Raw genomic sequence first — 22,886 nt, 5'->3', positions numbered from 1 at the left:
TTACATTTGCCCCTTATCGCACGAACCATCCTTTTGTCGCTGTCGGGCTTCGGAGGGACTGAGGGACTGCCATGCGAACTGCCGTTCTCTACGGGGCTGTAGGGGCGCTCTTGCTGAGCGGCCTCGCCGCCGCCCCGGCCACTCCAGCCGCCCCGGCCGCTCCCGCCGCTCCGACCCCCGACCAGCGCATCCGGTTCGGGAAGTGCCCGGCGGTGGAGGGCCTGCCGGACGGGGTGCGGTGCGGGACGGTCGAGGTGCCGCTCGACTACGCGCGGCCCGGTGGCGAGAAGATCTCCCTGACCGTCAGCCGGATCAGGGCCAAGGGGAAGGACGCCCGGGGGCGGAAGGTCGCCCGGCAGGGCGCGCTCGTGCTCAACCCGGGCGGCCCCGGCGCCTCCGGCATGTTCTATCCGCTCGTCGGCCACCTCCCGGGGTGGAAGCGGATCGGCGCCGCGTACGACCTCGTCGGGTACGCCCCGCGCGGGGTCGGGCGCTCGGCGCCGCTGTCCTGCGAGGACCCGAAGCGCCTCCACCGGGGGCCCTCGCCCGCGCCGACGCACCCCTCGGAGGCATACAAGAAGGAGCGGATCGCCCGCGCCAAGGCGTACGCGCGGGGGTGCGCGCGGCGCGGCGGGAGCGCGCTGCGGCACTACCACTCCCTCAACAACGCCCGTGACCTGGACGTCCTGCGGGCCGCGCTCGGCGAGCCCCGGCTGACGTTCATGGGCTCGTCGTACGGCACGTACTTCGGGGCCCTGTACGCGGCGCTGTTCCCCTCGCACGTCCGCCGGATGGTCTTCGACTCGGCCGTGAACCCGGACCCGGAGCAGATCTGGTACCGCAACAACCTCGACCAGTCGGCGGCGTTCGAGGGGCGCTGGGCGGACCTCCGGGCCTGGATCGCCCGGCACCACAAGGTGTACGGGCTCGGCGACACCCCGGAGCAGGTGCTGCGGAGCTACGAACGGGCGGCGGCCCGGCTCGCCGTGCGGCCCGCCGGCGGGAAGGTCGGGCCGGGACAGCTGCAGGGCGCGTTCCTCCAGGCCGCGTACTACGACGACCACTGGCCGCAGCGGGCCCTCGCGCTCTCCGCGTATCTGAAGGGCGACGCCAAGCCGCTCGTGCAGATCGCCGGGCCGTACCCGGAGGCGGCCGTCGAGCAGGAGAACACCAAGGCCGTCTACACGGCCGTCGAGTGCAACGACGCGGCCTGGCCGACGCGGTGGCGGACCTGGGACCGCGACAACACCCGGCTCGCGCGCACCGCGCCCTTCGAGACCTGGGACAACGTGTGGACGAACCTGCCGTGCGCGTACTGGACCGGGCCGCGTCAGCGCCCGCTCGACGTACGCACCGGGCCCGGTGAGCTGCCGCCGACGCTGATCCTCGCGGCCGAGCGGGACGCGGCCACGCCGTACGAGGGGGCGATCGAACTGCACCGGCGGCTGTGGGGGTCGGTGCTGGTGACCGAGCGGGACGCGGGGAACCACGGGGTCGCGAGCGGCACGAACAAGTGCGTCAACGGGTACCTGGAGGCTTACCTGCTGGAGGGGCGGGTGCCCGAGCGGCGTGCCGCGTGCGCGGCACGGCCCGCGCCCCTGCCCCCCGAGGAGCGCGGGTAGCCGCGCTACGCCAGGCCCGCCACCAGCTCGGCCACCGACTTGCGGCGGCCCGTGTAGAACGGGACCTCCTCGCGGACGTGCATCCGGGCCTCCGAGGCGCGGAGGTGCCGCATGAGGTCGACGATGCGGTACAGCTCGTCGGCCTCGAAGGCGAGCATCCACTCGTAGTCGCCCAGCGAGAACGAGGCGACCGTGTTGGCGCGGACGTCCGGGTAGCCGCGGGCCATCTTGCCGTGGTCGGCGAGCATCCGGCGGCGGTCCTCGTCCGGGAGGAGGTACCAGTCGTACGACCGCACGAAGGGGTAGACGCTCACGTAGTCGCGCGGGGTCTCGTCCGCCAGGAACGCCGGGATGTGCGAGCGGTTGAACTCGGCGGGCCGGTGCAGCGCCATGTTCGACCACACCGGCGTCAGGGCGCGGCCCAGCCTCGTACGGCGGAAGAGGTTGTACGCCTCCTGGAGCTGGTCGGCGGTCTCGGCGTGCCACCAGATCATGACGTCGGCGTCGGCACGCAGGCCCGACACGTCGTACGTACCGCGGATCGTCACGTCCTTCGCGGCGAGCTGGTCGAACAGCTCCTGGACCTCGTCGGCGTAGCCCGCGCGGTCCTCCGGCAGCACGTCCTTCAGCCGGAAGACGGACCACAGCGTGTAGCGGATGACCTCGTTGAGGTCCTTGGCCAGCTTGCCCTTGTTCGGGATACGGCCTGACTCGGTGGTGGGGGCGTCGTCGCTCATGGTGCCTATTCTCCCGCTCCCCCGTGCAGGCTCTGCACCGGGTGGGCGGTGAGCTCGCGCACCGCGCGCAGGTCGCCGTGGATCTGGTCGACGGCGGCCGTGGCGCTCGCGACGCAGGCCGGGATGCCGACGCCGTCGTACGCCGCCCCGCAGACCGCGAGGCCGGGCAGCCTGCCGACGTGCTCGCGGACGCGGGCCACGCGCGCGTGGTGGCCGACCGGGTACTGCGGCAGGCCCCCGTCCCAGCGGGTGACGCGGGTCTCCAGCGGGGTGGCCGTCAGGCCGGTGGCCTCGCGCAGGTCGGTTCTCGACACCTCCACGAGGTGGGGGTCGTCGCGCTCCAGGATCGCCGTCTCGCCGTACCGGCCGACGGAGGTGCGCAGGACGAGCAGATCGGGGTTCTCGTCGGCGATCCAGCCCCACTTCCGGGAGGAGAACGTGGACGCCTTGATGGTGCGGCCGTCGACCGGCGGCACCAGGAAGCCGCTGCCCTCGGGGAGCGTGAGGCCGGCACGGCGGTAGGCGAGGGTGACCAGGGCCATCGACGCGTACGCGACGCCGGACAGCTCGGCGGCGGCCTCGGGCGCCTCGGCGCGCAGCAGACCGGCGGCGGCCGGGGCGGGGACGGCGACGATCACGGCGTCGGCGCGCAGGACACGGGCGTCGGGGCCGGCCCCGCTCCCCGTGCCTCCGGTGACGACGCGCCAGCCGCCGCCGGCCTCGCGGCGCAGCTCCGTGACGGGTGTCCGGGTGCGGATCTCGGCGCCGCGCCCCCGCACCGACTCGGCGACCGCGAGCGGCAGTTGCGCGATGCCGCCCTCGATGCCCATGAACACCGGCCCGGTCTGCCGGGAGGCGGCGGCGCGCTCCTGGATGCCCCGGACGGCCTCGGTGAGGGAGGTGTGGGTCCGGGCGGCCTCGAAGAGCTGGGGGACGGCCGAACGCATCGAGATGCGGTACGCGTCACCGGCGTAGACACCGCCGAGCAGCGGCTCCACCAGGCGGTCGACGACCTCGCGGCCGAGGCGGGCCGCCACGTACTCCCCCACCGCCACGTCGTCGCCGACCTCGGTGCGCGGCAGGTCGGCGTCCCGCTCGATCCGGGCCAGGCCCTCGGCTGACAGGACCCCCGCGAGGGCGGAGGCGGTGCCGGGGACACCCATGACGTGCCCCTTGGGCATGGGCCGCAGGGCGCCCCGGGTCCACAGGGAGGCGGTGGCGGTGGCGGGCGGCCGGAGCCGGTCGGCGAGGCCCACCTCACGGGCGAGGGCGACCGCCTCGGGGCGGCGCGCCAGCATCGACTCGGCGCCGAGGTCGACGCGCGCGCCCGCGATCTCGCCGGGCAGCAGTTTGCCGCCGACCCGGTCCGAGGCCTCCAGGACGGTCACTCTCGCACCCCGGTCCAGCAGCCCGTGCGCGGCGGCCAGCCCCGCGATCCCGGCCCCGATGACGACGACATGCCCGGCGTCGGGCCCGCTGTCGCGCCCTGCGTAGCGCCCGACACCCGTACGTGATCCGCTCATGGCTCCACCCTCTCAGATGTCACTGACAGTCACGCCGTCGGCCCGTTCACCGGCCCGTTCACCGGCCCCCGCGGATACGTGGCCCCTCCGAGTCCCGACCGTGACCGCTTCGGGACCGGGTCCCGCCAACGTTCCGGTCCCCTCCGGCGTCGAAGAAACGTCAGCACGGCAGGCACACAGGCCTGCCACGACCCTCGGGGGGTACGCCGCACATGGCCGCAACACACATACGACGCTCCCGGCGTCCCGCAGGAACCCTGGCCGCTCTCCTCCTCGCCGCCGCGCTGGCGCTCACCGGGTGCAGCGGCGGCGGTGACGACGCGGCGAGTCTGAGCAGCGGCGCGGAGGCGCAGAGCAAGGCCGACGCCGGGGCGGTCCGGCAGCAGGAGGGGGCGGCCGCCGAGGACACGAGCGACGGCAAGGCGGCCGACGTGCCGCCGAGCATCGCGTCCAGTCACATCATCCGCACCGCCACCCTGACCGTGCGCGTCAAGGACGTGCCGAAGGCCCTGGGCGAGGCCCGCACCGCCGTGGAGAACGCGGGCGGGTACGTCGGGGACGAGTCCACCACCCGCGACGGCAAGGACCGCGAACGCACCCGGGTCGTCCTGCGCGTGCCCGCCGAGGAGTACGAGGAGGTCCTGAGCGCGCTGGAGGGCACCGGGGAGCTGATCGAGCGCAAGACGAAGGCCCAGGACGTCACCGACCAGGTCGTGGACGTGGAGAGCCGGATCAAGACGCAGCAGGCGAGCGTGGCCCGTATCCGCGAGCTGATGAACCGGGCGACCAAGCTCGGTGACGTGGTCACCCTGGAGGGCGAGCTGAGCACCCGTCAGGCCGACCTGGAGGCGCTGCTCGCCCAGCAGAAGTCGCTGAAGGACCGTACGAGCCTCGCCACCATCACCCTCTCCCTCTCCGAGACGGCGGTGAAGAAGGCCGACAAGAAGGACGAGGAGCCCGGCTTCATGGACGCGCTGGCGGGCGGCTGGAACGCGTTCGTCGCCGTGTTCCGCTGGCTGGCCATGGCCCTCGCCGCGATCCTCCCCTTCGCCCTCCTCACGGCCCTCGCCCTGCTCGTGTGGTTCCGCGTCACCCGGACCCGCGCCCCCCGCCCCGCCGCGGTCGGGGCCGCTCCGGGCCAGGAGGAGGAGCGGGAGGAGCAGGAGGAGCGGGAGTGACGCGATCCTGAAATGCGGGACCGCCGTAGCGTGTTCCCATGAACATGAGCCGCGCTGAAGAACGTTCGAGGGAACGCCTGGTGGTCGTCGGGGGCGACGCGGCGGGCATGTCCGCCGCGTCGCAGGCCCGCCGGATGCGAGGGTCCGACGAACTGGAGATCGTGGCGTTCGAACGGGGGCACTTCACCTCCTACTCCGCGTGCGGCATCCCGTACTGGGTGGGCGGCGACGTCCCCGAGCGCGACCGGCTCATCGCCCGCTCGCCCGAGGAGCACCGGGCCCGCGACATCGATCTGCGGATGCGGACGGAGGTCGTGGAGATCGACGTCGAGGGCTCCCGCGTCCGCGCGCGGGACCTCGACTCCGGCGCCGAGTCCTGGACGGCGTACGACAAGCTCGTCCTCGCGACCGGCGCCCGCCCGATCCGCCCCGACCTGCCCGGCATGGACGCCCCCGGGGCGCACGGCGTGCAGACCCTGGACGACGGCCAGGCCCTGTTGGACACCCTGAAGGCCACCGAGGGGCGGCGCGCGGTGGTCGTCGGCGCGGGCTACATCGGCGTGGAGATGGCCGAGGCGCTCATCAACCGGGGGTACGAGGTCACGGTCGTCAACCGCGGTCAGGAGCCCATGTCCACGCTGGACCCGGACATGGGCCGCCTGGTGCACCGGGCCATGGAGGGCCTCGGCATCACCATGGTCGACGACGCCGAGGTGACCGCCCTGCGCACCGGCGCCGACGGCCGGGTCCGCGCGGTGGTCACCGAGGACGCCGAGTACCCGGCGGACGTGGTGGTCCTGGGCATCGGCGTACGCCCGGAGACGTCGCTCGCGAAGGCGGCGGGCCTGCCGCTGGGCGACCACGGCGGGCTGCTGACCGACCTCTCGATGCGGGTACGGGGCCACGAGAACATCTGGGCCGGCGGCGACTGCGTCGAGGTTCTCGACCTGGTCTCGGGCGTCCACCGCCACATCCCACTGGGCACCCACGCCAACAAGCACGGCCAGATCATCGGCGCCAACGTCGGCGGCGGGTACGCGACCTTCCCCGGTGTCGTCGGCACCGCCGTCAGCAAGGTCTGCGACCTGGAGATCGCCCGCACCGGTCTGCGCGAGAAGGACGCCGCCCGCGCGGGCCTGCACTACGTCACCGTCACCATCGAGTCCACCAGCCGCGCCGGTTACTACCCCGGGGCCGCCCTGATGACGGTCAAGATGCTCGCCGAACGCCGCACCGGCCGCCTCCTCGGCGTCCAGATCGTCGGCCGGGAGGGCGCGGGCAAGCGCGTCGACATCGCGGCCGTGGCCCTGACCGCCCGTATGACGGTGGAACAGATGACCGCCCTGGACCTCGGCTACGCCCCGCCCTTCTCCCCGGTCTGGGACCCGATCCTGGTGGCGGCGAGAAAGGCGACGACGGCGGTGAGGAAGGGAACGTCCTGATGGGGACGCCTGGCGACAAGGGCCGCACCCCAGGCTTCTAAGGGGCGCGGGGAACTGCGCGACCAGCCACGACGCACCCGCACCCGGCAACGCACAGCACCCCCACGGCGCCCCCCCGGTCTCTGGATCTCCCCGCTACATGGCCGACGTACCGGTGATCCGGTCGATGGCTTGCCGAGCCTGATCCGCCGGGGGCCGCGACGGCAACGAGGACACGGACGCCGCCGACGTCACGGCAGACGTCACCGCGGGCGGCGCCGTCGGCGCCGCCCCAGCCGGCTTCGCGTGCGCCGCCGCCGGCCGGGCCGACCGCAACCGATGACTGACCGCCTCGTCCAGCGTCACCGGCCGCTGCATCCGCGCGGCCAGCCGCCCGGCCTCCTGGCCGAGCGCGGCCACGTCCTCCCAGGACAGCCGTACCACCAGCGAGAGTTCGGCCTCACCATCGGGGGTGGCGTGCATCGCCGGGGCAACTCGGTCGTTCATCGCCTGTTCCTCACGTAGATACGTAGATCCGCGGTTGAGGAGTCATACGCACCATCCGCCCCGCCCGTTCACCGGCCCCGCGCCCGGGCCGCACGGACCCCCGGCGCATCCGGTTCCGGCCCCGTATCCAGGGCACAAGTCCGGTGTGGTCATCCCCGTCCATGACGTGAACCCCGTGAGCCGCACGCCCTATGTGACCTACGCGCTCATCGCCGCGAGCGTCTTCGTCTTCGTCTTCATGCCGGGCCTCGCCGGTTCCGTACCGGGCGACAGCGAACTGGCCCGGCTGTGCCACACCCAGGCGTTCCTGGAGCGGTACGCGGTGGTGCCGCAGGAGTTGATCCGGCATCAGCTGCCGCAGCTGGTGCCCACCGGCGGGCTCGCCCCCTCCGGCGGCTGCGCGCTGGGCCCGCCGGGCTACGACAAGTCGCCCGCGCTGTCCGTCCTCACCGCGCTGTTCCTGCACGGCGGCTGGCTGCACCTGCTGGGCAACATGCTGTTCCTGCTGATCTTCGGCAACAACATCGAGGACCGGCTGGGCCACATCCGCTTCGCGCTCTTCTACGTGGCCTGCGGCTACGCGGCGTCGTACGGGTACGCCTTCCTCAACGCCGACTCCGCCGACCCGCTGATCGGCGCGTCCGGGGCGATCGCCGGGGTCCTCGGCGCGTATCTCGTGCTCTATCCGAGGGCCAGGGTCTGGGTCCTCGTGCCGTTCCTGGTCTTCCTGCCGCTGAGACTGCCCGCCTGGCTGGTGCTGGGCTCCTGGTTCGTGCTCCAGGCCGTCTACTCGTCCGGCGAGGGCGTCTCCGAGGTCGGCACGGTGGCGTACGCGGCGCATCTCGTCGGTTTCGTGGCCGGGATGATCCTCGCGTGGCCCCTGCGCCCCGGCACCCCGCCCCCGCCCGAGCCGCGCGGCCTGCTGTTCGGCAGACGGGCGCGGCCGGGCTGGTGAGCCGGGGTACTACTTCGCCGTCCGCGTGTGGACGTACTCCACGAGGCGGGTCAGGGAGTCCGGGTCGGTGCTGGGCATGACGCCGTGGCCGAGGTTGAAGATGTGGCCCTCCAGTCCGGCGGCCGAGTCGAGGACCTCGCGGGTCTTGGTCTCGACGGCCTCGGTGCCGGCGAACAGGACCGTCGGATCGAGGTTCCCCTGGAGCGCCTTGCCGGGGCCGACGCGGCGGGCGGCCTCGTCGAGCGGGACGCGCCAGTCGACGCCGACGACGTCCGCGCCGGCCTCGCCCATGAGGCCGAGCAGCTCACCGGTGCCGACACCGAAGTGGATGCGCGGGACGCCGTACCCGGCGACGGCGTCGAAGACCTTCGCGGAGGCGGGCAGCACCGAACGGCGGTAGTCCGCCGGGGCGAGGGCGCCGGCCCAGGAGTCGAAGAGCTGGACGGCGGAGGCCCCGGCCTCGATCTGCACCTTGAGGAACGCGGAGGTGATCACGGCGAGCCGGTCCAGCAGGTCGGCCCAGAGCTCGGGGTCGCCGTACATCATCGCCTTGGCGTTCTCGTACGTCCGGGACGGGCCGCCCTCGACGAGGTAGCTGGCGAGGGTGAAGGGGGCGCCGGCGAAGCCGATGAGGGGGGTCTCCCCCAGCTCGGCGGTGAGCAGCCTGATCGCCTCGGTGACGTACGAGACGTCCTCGGGGGTCAGATCGCGGAGCTGGGCGAGGTCGGCGCGGCTGCGGATCGGCTTCTCGACGACGGGGCCGACACCGGGCTTGATGTCGAGGTCGATACCGATGGCCTTGAGCGGGACGACGATGTCGCTGAAGTAGATCGCCGCGTCCACGTGGTGCCGGCGGACCGGCTGGAGGGTGATCTCCGTGACCAGCTCGGGCCGCATGCACGACTCCAGCATCCCGATGCCCTGGCGCACCTTCAGGTACTCGGGGAGCGAGCGCCCGGCCTGCCGCATGAACCACACCGGCGTGTGGGGCACGGGCTCACGCCTGCACGCCTTCAGGAAGGCCGAGTTCTCGACGGTGTCGCGGGGGGCGGTCGGCTGGTGGCCCGAGGGGCCGGCGTTGGCACTCACGAGGCAAAGTCTCGCACGCCCGCCCGACGCCGAGGGCCGGGGCCGTGGACGACCGGGGCGCCCGCTTCTCCGGCCGGTGCGCCCGGCCTTCGGCGCGGCCTCCGTTCGCTGAGCGCGATGCGACCGTGACCCAGCGCACGGGTGTCTTGCCCTGCGCGGGGGCCCGGTTCCCTTTAATGTTCCGGCATGGCTGCGGCTCAGGGACGACTGTCGGACGGCGCTGGCGGGATGGACGACGCGAAAGAGGGGGAGCGCGATGGGAGGGACGCGGCACCGTTGCCGTTCCGCTCGGCCGTCGAGGCGCTGCGGTCCACACGGCTGCGGCCGGAGATCGAGATCGAGTCCACCAAGCCGCCCCAGCGCCTCGCCCCCTACGCGTACGCCCTGGAGGCCGCCGTCGTCGAGGGCGACGAGGATCTGGCCGACGGCCGTCTGGTCCTGCTGCACGACCCGGCCGGGCACGACGCCTGGCAGGGCACCTTCCGGCTGGTGACGCTGGTGCGGGCGGAGCTGGAGCCCGAGATGGCGGCCGATCCGCTGCTGCCGGAGGTGTGCTGGTCGTGGCTGACGGGCGCGCTGCAGTCCCGGGGGCTTTCCTACGGCGAGCCGAGCGGGACGGTGACCCGGGCCGGCTCGCACTACTTCGGGGGGCTGGCGACGCGTCCGGCGGCCTCACAGATCGAGATCCGGGCCTCGTGGACACCGCGCGAGGTCCTGGGCGGCGTCCCCGACACCGCGGCCCATCTCGCCTCGTGGTGCGATCTCCTCGCCCAGATCGCGGGCCTGCCCCCGGCCGTCGACCCGGGGGACGCGGCGGTGGTGACCCTGCCGCAGCGCCGGGGACCGCAGTCCCGCTGACCTCTCGACCCTCAGGACCGTGCTCCGTGGAGCACGGTCCTTTTCCGTGTGCGCGCGACCACACCGACCGCCACATCGATCGCCACACCGATCGCCGCACCGACCATCACACCGGCCGAAACCATCACTTTGTCGATACGGCCACTTTCGGCCTCGTATCGACGTGAAGCGACACCGTTCGGTCTTCGAATGATCGAAGACGTGTCCGAATTGCACGGATTGTTACTCACTAAATCGTGATCATTCTCTAAAGGAGCAGAGGTTTGGTGCCGAAGACCTCTGTGACCTTGAAAGCACGGTTCGTCCCGGCTTCGACCCCACGAGCCCGGCGAACCCGCCCTCGTCCCGCCCCCCAGGAGGCCTGGTGTCCGTTCTCCTCGAGCAGCCCGCAAGCCTGGTCGCCTACCGTCCGAACAAGCCGACCGCGATGGTGGTGGTGGCCGATCCCCGGGTCCGGTCCACCGTCACCAGGCACTTGTGGGCCCTCGGGGTCCGCGATGTCATCGAGGCCTCGTCCATCGCCGAGGCCCGTCCCCGCGTCGGCAACCCGCGTGACATCTGCGTCGCAGACGTTCACCTGCCGGACGGTTCCGGCCTCACCCTCCTCTCCGAGACCCGCGCGGCGGGGTGGCCCAACGGCCTCGCCCTCTCCGCCGCCGACGACATCGGCGCCGTACGCAACGCCCTCGCGGGCGGTGTGAAGGGATACGTCGTCACCGGCACCCGCACCAACATCGGACTGCCCACCCGCCCGGGTGCCGCCCCCATCGGCTCCGCCGCCCGTATGCACCGCCGTCCCCCGGGCGCCCCGAGCCACCCGGGCGGCTACCGGGAGCTGTCGGGCCGCGAGGTCGAGGTACTGCGCCTGGTCGCGGAGGGGCAGTCCAACAAGGCGATCGGCGTCTCCATGGGCCTGTCCGCGCTCACGGTCAAGAGCCACTTGGCCCGAATCGCACGCAAGCTCGGCACCGGCGACCGCGCCGGCATGGTGGCGGTGGCCCTGCGCACCGGGATCATCCACTGACACCAAGGCCTCCGAGGACCCCGGGGCCTCCGCACAGGCCCTCCGGGACGGCGAGGGGCCGGGAACGTTCGCCGATGTCCGGCCCCTCCCGGTTCGCCGGGAACATTCACTGACACGTGTGACACGTGACTGGTTTACGCCCCTGGAAGGCCCGTCGACGGAACGTTCCGTCGGCGGGCCTCGTCCATACACAGATACCCTTGACAGGTGACCGACGCCCAAGAGACCGCAGCAGACAGGACCCTGCGAACCACCGGAGGCGCCCCTCCGGACGACGGCGGATCTTCTGAAGCGGGGGCGCCGATCCCTTTGCTGGAGCCACGGGACGGCGTTCCGGCCGTGATCGCCGACGAATCCGCGCTCGCCGCGGTGATCGCCGCGTTCGCCGCGGGCTCCGGGCCCGTCGCCGTGGACGCCGAACGCGCGTCCGGTTACCGCTACGGCCAGCGGGCCTATCTGGTGCAGCTGCGCCGCGAGGGCGCGGGCACCGCGCTCATCGACCCCGTCGCCTGCCCCGACCTCTCCGGCCTCGGCGAGGCGCTCTCCGGCGTCGAGTGGGTGCTCCACGCGGCCACCCAGGATCTGCCCTGTCTGCGCGAGATAGACATGGTGCCCACACGGATCTTCGACACCGAGCTGGCGGGCCGTATCGCCGGGTTCCCCCGGGTCGGCCTCGGCGCGATGGTCGAGAGCGTCCTCGGCTACGTCCTGGAGAAGGGCCACTCCGCGGTCGACTGGTCCACCCGCCCGCTGCCCGATCCGTGGCTGCGGTACGCCGCGCTCGACGTGGAACTGCTGGTGGACCTGCGGGACGCCCTGGAGAAGGAGCTGGACCGGCAGGGGAAGCTGGAGTGGGCGCGGCAGGAGTTCGACGCGATCGCCTCCGCGCCGCCCGCCGAGCCACGCAAGGACCCGTGGCGGCGTACGTCCGGGATGCACAAGGTGCGGCGGCGCCGGCAGATGGCGGTCGTCCGGGAGATGTGGGAGGCCCGGGACCGGATCGCGCGGCGGCGGGACGTGTCGCCGGGCAAGGTGCTGAGCGACGCGGCGATCGTCGAGGCGTCCCTCGCCCTGCCGGTCAACGCGCACGCGCTGGCCGCGCTCAACGGCTTCGGGCACCGGATGGGACGGCGGCAGCTGGAGCAGTGGCAGGCCGCGGTGGACCGGGCCAGGGCCCTGCCCGACTCGGCACTGCCGGCGCACGGTCAGCCGGTCGCGGGGCCGCCGCCGCCCAAGGCGTGGGCCGACAAGGATCCGGCCGCGGCGGCGCGGCTGTCGGCGGCTCGGGCGGGGGTGAGCGCGCTCGCCGAGCAGCTCGCCATGCCCCAGGAGAACCTGATCACGCCGGACACCGTGCGGCGGCTGTGCTGGGAGCCGCCGCGTACGGTCGACGCCGAGTCGGTCTCCGCGGCGCTGGCCGGGTACGGGGCTCGGGCGTGGCAGGTGGAGTTGGTGACTCCGGTGCTGGTGGGGGCGATGTCGGCGGTCGCGAAGGTCAAGGGCGCCTGAAAGGCCCCGTTCCCCGCAGCCGAGCAGGCGCCGCTATTTCGTCGCTCCCCTCGTGAAGCCGTTGTAGATGAACCTCTGGAGCAGCAGGAAGGCGATCAGGGTCGGCAGGATCACCAGGACCGCTCCTGCCGAGATCGTCTCCCAGTGGGCGCCGAAGGGGCCCTTGAAGCGGAAGAGGGAGGTGGAGATGACACCTCGGTCGTCGGAGGGGAGGTAGAGGAAGGGGATGTAGAAGTCGTTGTAGACGGTGATCCCCTTCACGATGACGACCGTGGCGATCGCCGGCTTGAGGAGCGGGAAGATGATCTTCCGGTAGATGGTGAAGGCGTTGGCGCCGTCCAGGCGGGCGGACTCGTCCAGGGAGACCGGGATCGAGCGCACGAACTGCAGGAAGATGTAGATCGAGACGATGTCGGTGCCCATGTAGAGGGCGATCGGGGCCCAGAGGCTGTCGAACATGCCGAGGCTGTCGACGATCTGGAAGGTCGCGACCTGGGTGGTGACGCCGGGGACGAGGGTGGCGACCAGGAAGAGGGCGACCACCGGTTTCCGGAGGCGGAAGCTGAAGCGGTCGATCGCGTAGGCCGCCATCGAACCGATGAGGACCGTGCCGGAGATGGCGAAGAAGAGGATGAACGCCGTGTTGCCGAAGGCGGTCAGCATCTCGCCGTCGCGGAACGCCGTCGCGTAGTTCGCGAGGTTCAGGAAACTGTCCGGCAGGGTGAGGGCACCGCTGTCGTCCGCCAGTTGCTCCTCGGTCTTCAGCGAGGTCAGCACGACCACGAGCAGGGGCAGCAGGACCACGGCCGACGCGCCGACCAGGGACAGATAGGTGAGGGAGCGGGCGACTCGCCTTCGCAGTACGGGATTCGCGGTCGTCATACGAGGTCCACCCTGTCGTCGGGGACCAGTCGGCGTTGCAGCCACGTCACCGCCAGGATGATCAGCAGCAGGACGACCGCGGCGGCGGACGCGAGGCCCGTCTTGTTGAACTGGAAGGCGAGCTTGACCGTCTGGATCACGAAGGTCTCGGTGCCGGTGGCGCCGCCGGTCATGATGTACGGGATCTCGAAGACCGAGAGCGAGCCGGAGATCGAGAGGATCACGCTCAGACTGAGGACCGGGCGGATACCGGGCGCGATGATGTACCGGAACTGGTGCCAGCGGTTCGCGCCGTCGAGTTCGGCCGCCTCGTACAGCTCCCCCGGGATCGACTGGATCGCACCGAGGAAGAGCACGAAGTTCAGGCCCATGTAACGCCACACGGAGACACCCGCGAGGGAGACGTTGGCGGACGTGGACGTGCCGAGCCAGGCGCGGTCGGACTCGTGGCCGAAGAGGGCCAGGACCGAGTCGAGGGTGCCGCCGTCCTGGAAGAAGTAGAGGAAGACGAAACCGATCGCGACGCCGTTGATCAGGTACGGGAAGAACAGGATGCCCTTGAAGAGGTTCCGGAAGCGGACATCGAAGCTGAGGACCGTCGCGAAGTAGAGGGCGAGCCCTATCTGCAGGACCGACGCGGCCAGGTAGTAGCCGCTGACGAAGAAGACCTGGAACAGCTCGGGGCGGGTGAAGATCTCGATGTAGTTCCCGGCGCCGGTGTAGGTCAGCTCGGGGCTGACTCCGTCCCAGTCGGTGAAGCTGTAGGCCAGCATGTTGGCGACCGGCGCGTAGGTGAAGACGACCAGCAGGGTCAGCGGGGCGGCCAGGAAGAGCCACGGGGTGAGCCCCCGCCACAGGCGCGCCCCGCGGGGCGCGCGCCGGGGCGCCGGGGGCCGGGGCGCGGCCTTCGGGGGCCGCGCCTCCTTCTCCGTCACGCGCGAGGGGTCCGTCGTCCGCGCGTGGGGCATCAGGACCCCACGGTCTTCGCCGCCTCGGTCCAGCGCTCGCCCAGGTCGTCGAGGAAGGTGTCGATGTCGCCGTCCTTGGCGCCGCGGGCGATGTCGACCAGCTCCTGGCGGTAGGCCGGCGCGTTGATGCCGACCTCCGAGGCGTTGTCGATCTCCTTGACCGTGCCGCCCTCGGCGTCGTCGAGTTCGATGAGTTCGACGCCCTGCTCCTCGTACGGCTTCAGGACCTCGGGCAGCGGGGCGTCCTTGAGCGTGGAGATCGAGAGGTTGTCCTGTGCGTAGCCCGACTTGTCGGTGAACCAGTCGACCCAGGCGCGGGCCGCCGCCTTGTGCTTCGAGTGGATGCTGACGGCTTGGTTGTAGTCGGGGTTGACGGTCGCGCAGGCCTTGCCGTCGACCCGGGCGGGGAACGGCATGAAGCCGATGTCGTCGGGGTCGGCGCCCGCCTTCTCCGCGGCCTGCCGGAACTGGATGACCGCCCAGCTGCCGAGCCAGGCCGTCGCGATCTCGCCCTTCGCCAACTGCGGCTTGGAGTTCTCCCAGTTGGTGGTCGCCGGGTCCTTCTCGATCAGCTTCTGGTGCACGATGTCGTACAACAGCTGGTCGGCGACGCGCAGTTCGCCGTCCTCGCCCCATGGGTCGCCCTCGGCGAGCCTGGTGGTGGCCCCGGTGTCGCAGCTCACCGAGCCGTTCACGGCGGTCCACTGGCTGAGCGGCCACTGGGCGGCGAAGTTGGTGTAGTACGGGACGGCGTCGGTCTTCGCCTTGATGGCCTTCAGCGCGGTGAGGAACTCCGCCGAGGTGGTGGGCCAGTCGGTGACGCCGGCCTCGGCCCAGATCCGCTTGTTGTAGAGGAAGCCGGGGGCCGCGCCCATCGGGCTCTGGCCGTAGACCTTGCCGTCGACGGCGGTGAAGTCGGTGAAGCGGTACTTCTCGCTCAGCTTCTTCTGGGTGCCGAGCGAGGCGAAGAACTTGGGATAGTCGTTCTTCTTGATGACGGCCGGGATCATCAGCACGTCACCGTAGTTGTCCGTGTTCATCCTGATCTTGACTTCGGCCTCGTAGTCGGTGATCGCGTCGAACTTCACCTTCACCTTCGGGTACGTCTTGTTGAAGGCGTCGGCGTACTTCTGCATCGTGCCGTCCTGCACGATGTCCGTCCGGTGGGTGAGGACCGTGATGGATCCGGACACCTGGGCCGGGTCGTCGGCCGCCTCGGCGTCGGCGCCCTTGGAGCTTCCTCCGCCGCCGGTGCAGCCCGACGCGAGGAGCGCGGCCGCCAGCAGTGTTCCGGTGAGCGTCTTCCGGTGGTTCATGTGCACCAGCTCCGTTCGGGACGGACGAGCACGGGTGGGATGGATGAACGCATGGGTGCGCGGATGGGATGGCTGGTTCGGCACTCTGGCAGGCAGTCACTGAACCGGTAAAGTCCCTATTTCGCCAAGGCTGTCGAAAGATTTCGCGCTGGTGTCGACATGGTGGACTGGACCGGTTTAGGAGTGCGCATGCTGGACGCCACACCGCTCACCGAGGGCTGGATCCTGCGGCACGAGGGGGGTTCCCTGCCCGCCGCGGTGCCGGGGTGCGTGCATACCGATCTGCTGGCGGCGGGGCTGATCCCGGACCCCTTCCTCGGGCGGAACGAGTCCGAGGTGGCGTGGGTGGGGCGCCGGGAGTGGACGTACGAGGTGGAGCTGCCGGACGTCGGCGCGGTGGGGCACGACCAGGTGGACCTGGTCTTCGACGGGCTCGACACCGCCGCCGAGATCCGGCTCGACGGGCGGGTCCTCGGCTCCGTGCGGAACATGCACCGCTCGTACCGCTTCGACGTCACCGGGCTGAGCGGCCCGCTCTCCGTGCGTTTCGCCTCCGCGTACGCCGAGGCGGAGGCGGTGCGCCGGCGGCTCGGCGACCGGCCGAACGCCTATCCCGAGCCCTTCCAGTTCATCAGGAAGATGGCCTGCTCGTTCGGGTGGGACTGGGGGCCGACGCTGGTGACCGCCGGGATCTGGCGGCCCGTCCGGCTGGAGAGATGGTCCACGGCCCGGATCGCGCGCGTACGGCCGCTGGTGACCGTCGAGGGCACCACCGGGCATGTCGAGCTGCTCGTCGACGTGGAGCGGGCGGCCGTCGAGGCGGGGCTGCGGCTGGAGGCCCGGGTGGGGGGCGTCAGCGCGGTCGCGGAGGTCGAGGGGACGAGCGGGGTCGTACGGCTGGAGGTGCCCGGCGTGGGGCTGTGGTGGCCGCGCGGGTACGGCGAACAGCCGCTGTACGAGGTCGAGTTGACGCTGTACGGAGAGGGTGACGCACTCGACGTGTGGCGTCGGCGGGTCGGGTTCCGGACCGTGGAGCTGGACCGGGGCGCCGACGAGCACGGGACCGGTTTCACCCTCGTCGTCAACGGCGAGCGGCTGTTCGCGCGCGGCGTGAACTGGATCCCGGACGACGTGTTCCCCTCCCGTGTCACCCGTGAGCGGTACCGGGAGCGGCTGCGGCAGGCGGCCGGGGCCGGTGTCGACCTCGTACGGATCTGGGGCGGCGGGATCTACGAGAGCGAGGACTTCTACGACGTCTGCGACGAGCTGGGGCTGCTGGTCTGGCAGGACTTCCCCTTCGCGTGCGCGGCCTACCCGGAGGAACAGCCGCTGCGGGGCGAGGTGGAGGCCGAGGCGCGGGAGAACGTCGTACGGCTGATGCCGCATCCCTCGCTGGTGCTGTGGAACGGCAACAACGAGAACCTGTGGGGGTTCCGGGACTGGGGCTGGGAGGAGCGGCTCGCCGGGGAGTCGTGGGGCGAGGGGTACTACCTGGGGCTGCTGCCGCGGGTGGTCGCGGAGTTGGACCCGACGCGGCCGTACACGGCGGGCAGCCCGTGGTCGGGTTCCTGGGAGCGGCATCCGAACGATCCCGCGCACGGGACGCACCACTCCTGGGAGGTGTGGAACCGGGAGGACTACGCGGAGTACCGGGCGAACGTGCCGCGTTTCGTGGCCGAGTTCGGCTGGCAGGCGCCGCCCGCGTACGCAACGCTGCGGCGGGCGCTGCCCGGCGAGGAACTCGCCGCCGACTCTCCCGGCATGCTGCACCACCAGAAGGCGGAGGACGGGAACGGGAAGCTGGCGCGGGGGCTCGCGCGGCATTTCGTGGTGCCGGAGGGTTCAGCGGGTCCGGAGGGGGACTTCGACCGGTGGCACTACCTGACGCAGGTCAACCAGGCGCGTGCGGTCGCCGCCGGGATCGAGCACTGGCGGTCCCACTGGCCGGTGTGCGCGGGCACGGTCGTGTGGCAGCTCAACGACTGCTGGCCGGTGACCTCGTGGGCGGCGATCGACGGGGACGGGAGGGAGAAGCCGCTCTGTCACGAGCTGCGGCGGCTGTACGCGGACCGGTTGACGACCTTTCAGATGCGGGACGGGGAGCTGGTGTTGGCCGTGGTGAATCAGGCGGCCGGAGAATGGACGGGCTCCGCGCGGCTGCGGCGGATGTCGGTCGACGGGGCGGTGCTCGGGGAGGCGTACGTCCCCTTCGCCGCCGCCGGGCGGGCGGTGGCCCGGGTCGGCGTGGAGCGGGAGCTGGTGCCCGCCGGGCCGAAGGAGTTCCTCGTCGCGGACGCGGACGGACTGCGGGCCCTGCGCTTCCCCGGCCCCGACCGCGACATCCCTTGTCCGCGGCCGGAGTTCGAGGTGACCGTCGCGCCGGGTTCGGTCACGGTGACGGCCCGCACCCTCGTACGGGACCTGCTCCTCCAGGCCGACCGGCTGGACCCGGGGGCGCGGGCGGACCGGGGGCTCGTCACCCTGCTTCCCGGGGAACAGGTGACCATCGGGGTCGACGGCTGGGAGACTCCCGATCCGGACGCCGCGCGAGCGGCCCTGTACTGCCTGGAGCCCCACCGATGACGACCCCCCGCGTGACCATCAAGGACGTCGCCGCGCGCGCCGGGGTGTCCAAGGGGGCGGTGTCGCTCGCGTTCAACCGGAAGCCGGGGCTGGCCGACGCCACCCGGGACCGGATCTTCGCGGCGGCGCGGGAGCTGGGGTGGGCGCCGAATCTGGCGGCGCGGTCGCTGTCGAGTCAGCGGGTCGACGTGGTCGGGCTGGCGGTGTGCCGGCCGGCGAAGCTGCTCGGACTGGAGCCGTTCTACATGGAGTTCATCTCCGGGGTGGAGAGCGTGCTGACCGAGCGGTCCTGCTCCCTGCTGCTGCGGCTGGTGCGGAATCTGGAGGAGGAGGTGGGGCTCCAGGACGCGTGGTGGCGGGGGCGGCAGGTCAGCGGGTCGATCCTCGTCGACTTCCGCGCGGACGATCCGAGAGTGGCGGCGGTGGAGCGGCTGGGGGTGCCGGTCGTCGCCGTCGGGCATCCGTCGCTGACCGGAGGGCTCACCTCCGTGTGGACGGACGACGCGACCGCCGTGACGGAGGCGGTGCGGTATCTGGCGGCGCTGGGGCATCGGCGGATCGCGCGGGTGGGGGGCGCTGCCGCGCTGGGGCACACGGCGATTCGTACGGCGGCGTTCGATCGGGCCGCGCGGGAGTTGGGGCTGGCCGGGGCCCGGCAGGTGGCGACGGACTTCTCGGGGGACGCGGGGGCCCGGGCCACTCGGTCGCTGTTGACCGGGGCGGGGGATGATCGGCCCACGGCGATCGTCTACGACAACGACATCATGGCGGTGGCGGGGTTGTCGGTGGCGGCGGAGATGGGGGTGCGGGTGCCGGAGGAGGTGTCGTTGCTGGCGTGGGACGACTCGCAGCTTTGTCGGCTCACTCGGCCGACTCTGTCCGCGATGAGTCATGACGTGTACGGGTTCGGGGCGGATGTGGGGCGGACGTTGTTCGGGGTGATCGCGGGGGACGGGGAGGTGGGGGTGTCGCATCCGGTGGCCACGCCTGTGCTGGTACCCAGAGGGTCCACTGCGACTGCCCCTTGAGCGCCGTGGCGGACTGCGGGTTCGTTTCGGCTGGTCGCGCCCACGCGGCGGAGCCGCATATCAGGCACAGCCCCGCGCCCCTGCGGGGCGCTGATGTAACCGGCGGTAACATGGGGAAGTCGTGTGACCTTCGCCGCTCCCTCCCCCAGGGGTGGGCAGCTCGGTTACTCGTAAGTAGCATGGGGCTGAGCGCCCGCTCAGCGGATGCGTATCGCAGCAGTGCCGTCCCGCACCTCTGGAGGAGAGCCATCGTGCCTCGTACCGTCAAGGAAGTCGTCTTCGTCGACGGCGTCCGCACCCCGTTCGGCAAGGCGGGCCCGAAGGGCATCTACCACGAGACCCGCGCCGACGACCTCGTCGTGAAGGCGATCCGGGAGCTGCTGCGCCGCAACCCCGGTCTGGAGCCCGCGAAGATCGACGAGGTCGCCATCGCCGCGACCACGCAGATCGGTGACCAGGGCCTCACCATCGGCCGTACGGCGGGCATCCTCGCCGGACTGCCGCAGTCGGTGCCCGGCTACTCCATCGACCGCATGTGCGCCGGCGCGCTGACCGCCGTCACCTCGGTCGCCGGTTCCGTCGCCTTCGGCGCCTACGACGTCGCCATCGCCGGCGGTGTCGAGCACATGGGCCGCCACCCGATGGGTGAGGGCGTGGACCCGAACCCGCGGTTCGTCTCCGAGAAGCTGGTCGACGAGTCCGCCCTGTTCATGGGCATGACCGCCGAGAACCTGCACGACCGGTACCCGACGATCACCAAGCAGCGCGCCGACGAGTACGCCGTGCGCTCCCAGGAGAAGGCCGCCAAGGCGTACGCCAACGGCAAGATCCAGGCCGACCTGGTACCGATCTCGGTGCGGCGGACGAACGCGGAGGCCGGTGAGACCGGCTGGGGCCTGGTCACCGCCGACGAGCCGATGCGGCCGGGCACGACCATCGAGAACCTGACGGGCCTCAAGACGCCGTTCCGGGTGCACGGCCGGGTCACCGCCGGTAACGCGGCCGGTCTGAACGACGGCGCGACCGCCTCGCTCATCGCGTCCGAGGACTTCGCCCGCGAGAACAACCTGCCGGTCAAGATGCGTCTCGTCTCGTACTCCTTCGCGGGTGTCGAGCCGGAGGTCATGGGCTACGGCCCGATCCCGGCGACGGAGAAGGCGCTCGCGCAGGCCGGTCTGTCCATCGACGACATCGGCCTGTTCGAGGTCAACGAGGCCTTCGCCGTGCAGGTGCTGGCCTTCCTGGAGCACTACGGCATCGCCGACGACGACGCGCGCGTCAACCAGTACGGCGGCGCCATCGCCTTCGGTCACCCGCTGGCCTCCTCGGGTGTGCGTCTGATGACGCAGCTGGCCCGGCAGTTCGAGGAGCAGCCGGAGGTCCGCTACGGCCTCACCACCATGTGCGTCGGCTTCGGCATGGGCGCCACGGTCATCTGGGAGAACCCGCACCACAAGGACGCCGGAGGCGACAAGTGAGCACCACCGAACTCCTCAAGGGCGCGGCCGAGCTGTTCCCCGACGAGGTCGTGACGTCGGCGCACGTACGCCACCTCGACCTGCCGTTCGGCGCCGGGCGCTTCGCGCTCATCACGCTGGACAACGGCCTCGACCACACCAAGCCGACCACCTTCGGCCCCGCGTCGCTGGCGAACCTGAACACCGCCATCGACCAGGTCGAGAAGGAGGCCGCGGCCGGTGAGATCGTCGGTGTCGGTGTCACCGGCAAGCCGTTCATCTTCGCCGTCGGCGCCGACCTCAAGGGCGTCGAGCTGCTGAAGGAGCACGAGCACGCGCTCGCCATCGGCAAGGGCGGCCACGAGGTCTTCAAGCGGCTGTCGGGCCTGGCCGTGCCGACCTTCGCGTACTACAACGGCGCCGCGATGGGCGGTGGCGTCGAGGTCGGTCTGCACTGCGCCTACCGGACCGTCTCCAAGGCCATCCCGGCGTTCTCCCTCCCCGAGGTCTTCCTCGGGCTGGTCCCGGGCTGGGGCGGCTGCGCGCTGCTGCCGAACCTGATCGGTGCCGACAAGGCCGTCTCGGTGATCATCGAGAACAGCCTCAACCAGAACAAGCAGCTCAAGGGCCAGCAGGTCTTCGACCTCGGGATCGCGGACGCGATCTTCGAGGGCGCCGACTTCCTGGAGCAGTCGCTGATCTGGACGGCGAACGTCCTCAAGGGCGAGGTCACGGTCGAGCGTCCCGTGATCGACCGCGGCGAGGGCTGGGACCAGGCCGTCGCCAAGGGCCGCTTCATCGCGGACTCCAAGGTGCACGGGGCGGCCCCGGCCGCGTACCGCGCGCTGGACATCATCGCCGCCGCCAAGGACGGCGACCTCCAGGCGGGCTTCGACGCCGAGGACGTCGCCCTCGCCGACCTGATCATGGGCGGCGAGCTGCGCGCCGGCATCTACGCCTTCAACCTGGTGCAGAAGCGCGGCAAGCGCCCCGCCGGTGCCCCGGACAAGAACCTGGCCCGCCCGGTCACCAAGGTCGGTGTCGTCGGCGCCGGTCTGATGGCCTCCCAGCTCGCGCTGCTCTTCCTGCGCCGCCTGGAGGTGCCGGTCGTGCTGACCGACATCGACCAGGAGCGCGTCGACAAGGGTGTGGGCTACGTCCACGCCGAGATCGAGAAGCTGCTCGGCAAGGGCCGCATCAACCAGGACAAGGCCAACCGCCTCAAGGCGCTGGTCACCGGTGTGCTGGACAAGGCCGAGGGCTTCTCCGACGCCGACTTCATCATCGAGGCCGTCTTCGAGGAGATCGGCGTCAAGCAGCAGGTGTTCGCGGAGGTCGAGGCGGTCGCCCCGGCGCACGCGATCCTCGCCACCAACACCTCCTCCCTCTCGGTGACCGAGATGGCGTCGAAGCTGAAGAACCCCGAGCGGGTCGTCGGCTTCCACTTCTTCAACCCGGTCGCGATCCTCCCGCTCCTGGAGATCGTCCGGGGCGAGGCCACCGACGACGCCTCGCTCGCCACGGCCTTCTCCGTCGCCAAGAAGCTGAAGAAGACCGCCGTTCTCGTGAAGGACGCCCCGGCGTTCGTCGTGAACCGCATCCTCACCCGCTTCATGGGTGAGATCCAGAACGTCATCGACGAGGGCACCCCGGTGGCCGTCGCGGAGAAGGCGGTCGAGCCGCTGGGTCTGCCGATGTCGCCGCTGGTGCTGCTCGAACTGGTCGGCCCCGCCATCGGTCTGCACGTCTCCGAGACCCTCAACCGGGCCTTCCCGGACCGCTTCACGGTCTCCCCGAACCTCGCGGCCGTCGTCAAGGCGGGCAAGCGCGGGTTCTACGTCTACGACTCCGGTAAGCCGGAGCTGGACCCCGAGGTCGCCGCGCTGCTCAAGCAGGGCGACTCCGTCCTGGACGAGGAGCAGGTCCGGGCCCGTGTGCTCGACGCCGTCGCCCAGGAGATCGGGCTCATGCTCGACGAGGGTGTCGTCGCCGAGGCGCAGGACATCGACCTCTGCCTGATCACGGGCGCCGGCTGGCCCTTCCACCTGGGCGGCATCACGCCGTACCTGGACCGCGAGGGCGTCAGCGAGCGCGTCAACGGCAAGAAGTTCCTGGCGGCCGGGGTGGCTTCGGTCCCCGCGTGACGTCGTACGGACATGAGGTCGTACGGACATGAAGGTCGTACGGGCTTGACGGTCGTACGGACCTGAGGAGGGCCTCCGCTTCCGG

General features: G+C 71.4%; 19 protein-coding genes. 12 read left to right on the top strand and 7 right to left on the bottom strand.

Annotation, left to right across the window (positions count from 1 at the left end; translation table 11 throughout):
- Positions 1-71: 71 nt before the first annotated feature.
- On the top strand, positions 72-1,622 hold the full coding sequence (locus J8M51_RS23610; RefSeq protein WP_086759409.1) for an alpha/beta hydrolase: 1,551 nt from the start codon (positions 72-74) through the stop codon (positions 1,620-1,622).
- A gap of 5 nt (positions 1,623-1,627) precedes the next feature.
- Here J8M51_RS23610 and hemQ read toward each other — a convergent pair whose 3' ends face one another.
- Positions 1,628-2,359 carry a hydrogen peroxide-dependent heme synthase gene (gene hemQ, locus J8M51_RS23605; protein ID WP_086759407.1) on the bottom strand — a complete coding sequence of 244 codons (732 nt, stop codon included), beginning with the start codon at positions 2,357-2,359 and terminating at the stop codon, positions 1,628-1,630.
- Positions 2,360-2,364: 5 nt separating this feature from the next.
- The gene (hemG, locus tag J8M51_RS23600) at positions 2,365-3,882 is read right to left on the bottom strand and encodes a protoporphyrinogen oxidase (protein WP_086759406.1); all 1,518 of its coding nucleotides are present in this window, start codon (positions 3,880-3,882) and stop codon (positions 2,365-2,367) included.
- 212 nt (positions 3,883-4,094) lie between these two features.
- Here hemG and J8M51_RS23595 point away from each other — a divergent pair, with 212 nt between their 5' ends.
- Together J8M51_RS23595 and J8M51_RS23590 are read left to right on the top strand one after the other, a co-directional pair.
- Complete coding sequence (locus tag J8M51_RS23595) at positions 4,095-5,060, top strand: DUF4349 domain-containing protein (protein WP_086759404.1); 966 nt, start codon at positions 4,095-4,097, stop codon at positions 5,058-5,060.
- A gap of 38 nt (positions 5,061-5,098) precedes the next feature.
- Positions 5,099-6,502 (top strand): FAD-dependent oxidoreductase, encoded by a 1,404-nt coding sequence (locus J8M51_RS23590; RefSeq protein ID WP_086759402.1) that lies wholly within the window; start codon positions 5,099-5,101, stop codon positions 6,500-6,502.
- A gap of 135 nt (positions 6,503-6,637) precedes the next feature.
- Here the strand turns inward: J8M51_RS23590 and J8M51_RS23585 are convergent, their stop codons facing one another.
- A complete protein-coding gene (locus tag J8M51_RS23585; protein ID WP_179203275.1) occupies positions 6,638-6,988 on the bottom strand; it encodes a hypothetical protein in 351 nt (116 codons plus the stop codon).
- Between the two features lie 145 nt (positions 6,989-7,133).
- Between J8M51_RS23585 and J8M51_RS23580 the strand changes: the two genes are divergently transcribed.
- Positions 7,134-7,943 carry a rhomboid family intramembrane serine protease gene (locus J8M51_RS23580; RefSeq protein ID WP_086759401.1) on the top strand — a complete coding sequence of 270 codons (810 nt, stop codon included), beginning with the start codon at positions 7,134-7,136 and terminating at the stop codon, positions 7,941-7,943.
- Positions 7,944-7,952: 9 nt separating this feature from the next.
- On the opposite strand, the gene hemE is transcribed toward J8M51_RS23580, so the two are convergent.
- Positions 7,953-9,032 carry a uroporphyrinogen decarboxylase gene (gene hemE / locus J8M51_RS23575; protein WP_086759399.1) on the bottom strand — a complete coding sequence of 360 codons (1,080 nt, stop codon included), beginning with the start codon at positions 9,030-9,032 and terminating at the stop codon, positions 7,953-7,955.
- Between the two features lie 228 nt (positions 9,033-9,260).
- Between hemE and J8M51_RS23570 the strand changes: the two genes are divergently transcribed.
- The 4 genes from J8M51_RS23570 (at position 9,261) to J8M51_RS23555 (ending at position 12,423) form a co-directional block, all read left to right on the top strand.
- On the top strand, positions 9,261-9,890 hold the full coding sequence (locus J8M51_RS23570; protein ID WP_179203276.1) for a DUF3000 domain-containing protein: 630 nt from the start codon (positions 9,261-9,263) through the stop codon (positions 9,888-9,890).
- A gap of 48 nt (positions 9,891-9,938) precedes the next feature.
- On the top strand, positions 9,939-10,130 hold the full coding sequence (locus tag J8M51_RS23565) for a hypothetical protein (protein WP_143673304.1): 192 nt from the start codon (positions 9,939-9,941) through the stop codon (positions 10,128-10,130).
- A gap of 124 nt (positions 10,131-10,254) precedes the next feature.
- Complete coding sequence (locus tag J8M51_RS23560) at positions 10,255-10,914, top strand: helix-turn-helix transcriptional regulator (RefSeq protein WP_033529424.1); 660 nt, start codon at positions 10,255-10,257, stop codon at positions 10,912-10,914.
- A 207-nt stretch (positions 10,915-11,121) separates the two neighbouring features.
- Entirely contained in the window at positions 11,122-12,423 is a 1,302-nt protein-coding gene (locus J8M51_RS23555) for an HRDC domain-containing protein (protein WP_179203409.1), read from the top strand.
- 33 nt (positions 12,424-12,456) lie between these two features.
- Here J8M51_RS23555 and J8M51_RS23550 read toward each other — a convergent pair whose 3' ends face one another.
- Genes J8M51_RS23550 through J8M51_RS23540 form a run of 3 tightly spaced genes read right to left on the bottom strand, consistent with a single transcriptional unit; the run spans position 12,457 to position 15,589 of the window.
- Complete coding sequence (locus J8M51_RS23550; RefSeq protein WP_086761879.1) at positions 12,457-13,305, bottom strand: carbohydrate ABC transporter permease; 849 nt, start codon at positions 13,303-13,305, stop codon at positions 12,457-12,459.
- Complete coding sequence (locus J8M51_RS23545) at positions 13,302-14,273, bottom strand: carbohydrate ABC transporter permease (RefSeq protein WP_267299443.1); 972 nt, start codon at positions 14,271-14,273, stop codon at positions 13,302-13,304. The genes J8M51_RS23550 and J8M51_RS23545 overlap by 4 nt, the downstream gene beginning before the upstream one ends.
- Positions 14,273-15,589, bottom strand: a complete 1,317-nt coding sequence (locus J8M51_RS23540; protein ID WP_086760352.1) for an ABC transporter substrate-binding protein — start codon at positions 15,587-15,589, stop codon at positions 14,273-14,275. Before J8M51_RS23540 ends, J8M51_RS23545 begins: the two co-directional genes overlap by 1 nt.
- Positions 15,590-15,778: 189 nt before the next feature.
- Between J8M51_RS23540 and J8M51_RS23535 the strand changes: the two genes are divergently transcribed.
- The 4 genes from J8M51_RS23535 (at position 15,779) to J8M51_RS23520 (ending at position 22,801) form a co-directional block, all read left to right on the top strand.
- Complete coding sequence (locus J8M51_RS23535) at positions 15,779-18,172, top strand: glycoside hydrolase family 2 protein (protein ID WP_086760350.1); 2,394 nt, start codon at positions 15,779-15,781, stop codon at positions 18,170-18,172.
- Positions 18,169-19,200, top strand: coding sequence for a LacI family DNA-binding transcriptional regulator (locus tag J8M51_RS23530; RefSeq protein WP_216586477.1), 1,032 nt, complete (start codon positions 18,169-18,171; stop codon positions 19,198-19,200). Before J8M51_RS23535 ends, J8M51_RS23530 begins: the two co-directional genes overlap by 4 nt.
- Before the next feature lie 251 nt (positions 19,201-19,451).
- Positions 19,452-20,678 carry a thiolase family protein gene (locus tag J8M51_RS23525; protein ID WP_086763486.1) on the top strand — a complete coding sequence of 409 codons (1,227 nt, stop codon included), beginning with the start codon at positions 19,452-19,454 and terminating at the stop codon, positions 20,676-20,678.
- Positions 20,675-22,801: a 3-hydroxyacyl-CoA dehydrogenase NAD-binding domain-containing protein gene (locus J8M51_RS23520; RefSeq protein ID WP_086763484.1), complete on the top strand. Its 2,127-nt coding sequence runs from the start codon at positions 20,675-20,677 to the stop codon at positions 22,799-22,801. The genes J8M51_RS23525 and J8M51_RS23520 overlap by 4 nt, the downstream gene beginning before the upstream one ends.
- The last annotated feature ends 85 nt before the right edge of the window (positions 22,802-22,886 follow it).

The sequence above is a fragment of the Streptomyces griseiscabiei genome (assembly GCF_020010925.1).
Classification (GTDB): Bacteria; Actinomycetota; Actinomycetes; order Streptomycetales; family Streptomycetaceae; genus Streptomyces; species Streptomyces griseiscabiei.
Note: the sequence above shows the minus strand (reverse complement) of the source record. Positions and strands in the feature narration are given on the sequence as shown.

Excerpts from the sequence above, each read along its gene's own strand:
- J8M51_RS23610 (WP_086759409.1), top strand. The coding sequence starts at position 72 with ATGCGAACTGCCGTTCTCTACGGGGCTGTAGGGGCGCTCTTGCTGAGC.
- hemQ (WP_086759407.1), bottom strand. The coding sequence starts at position 2,359 with ATGAGCGACGACGCCCCCACCACCGAGTCAGGCCGTATCCCGAACAAG.
- hemG (WP_086759406.1), bottom strand. The coding sequence starts at position 3,882 with ATGAGCGGATCACGTACGGGTGTCGGGCGCTACGCAGGGCGCGACAGC.
- J8M51_RS23595 (WP_086759404.1), top strand. The coding sequence starts at position 4,095 with ATGGCCGCAACACACATACGACGCTCCCGGCGTCCCGCAGGAACCCTG.
- J8M51_RS23590 (WP_086759402.1), top strand. The coding sequence starts at position 5,099 with ATGAACATGAGCCGCGCTGAAGAACGTTCGAGGGAACGCCTGGTGGTC.
- J8M51_RS23585 (WP_179203275.1), bottom strand. The coding sequence starts at position 6,988 with ATGAACGACCGAGTTGCCCCGGCGATGCACGCCACCCCCGATGGTGAG.
- J8M51_RS23570 (WP_179203276.1), top strand. The coding sequence starts at position 9,261 with ATGGACGACGCGAAAGAGGGGGAGCGCGATGGGAGGGACGCGGCACCG.
- J8M51_RS23550 (WP_086761879.1), bottom strand. The coding sequence starts at position 13,305 with ATGACGACCGCGAATCCCGTACTGCGAAGGCGAGTCGCCCGCTCCCTC.
- J8M51_RS23545 (WP_267299443.1), bottom strand. The coding sequence starts at position 14,273 with ATGCCCCACGCGCGGACGACGGACCCCTCGCGCGTGACGGAGAAGGAG.
- J8M51_RS23540 (WP_086760352.1), bottom strand. The coding sequence starts at position 15,589 with ATGAACCACCGGAAGACGCTCACCGGAACACTGCTGGCGGCCGCGCTC.
- J8M51_RS23535 (WP_086760350.1), top strand. The coding sequence starts at position 15,779 with ATGCTGGACGCCACACCGCTCACCGAGGGCTGGATCCTGCGGCACGAG.
- J8M51_RS23530 (WP_216586477.1), top strand. The coding sequence starts at position 18,169 with ATGACGACCCCCCGCGTGACCATCAAGGACGTCGCCGCGCGCGCCGGG.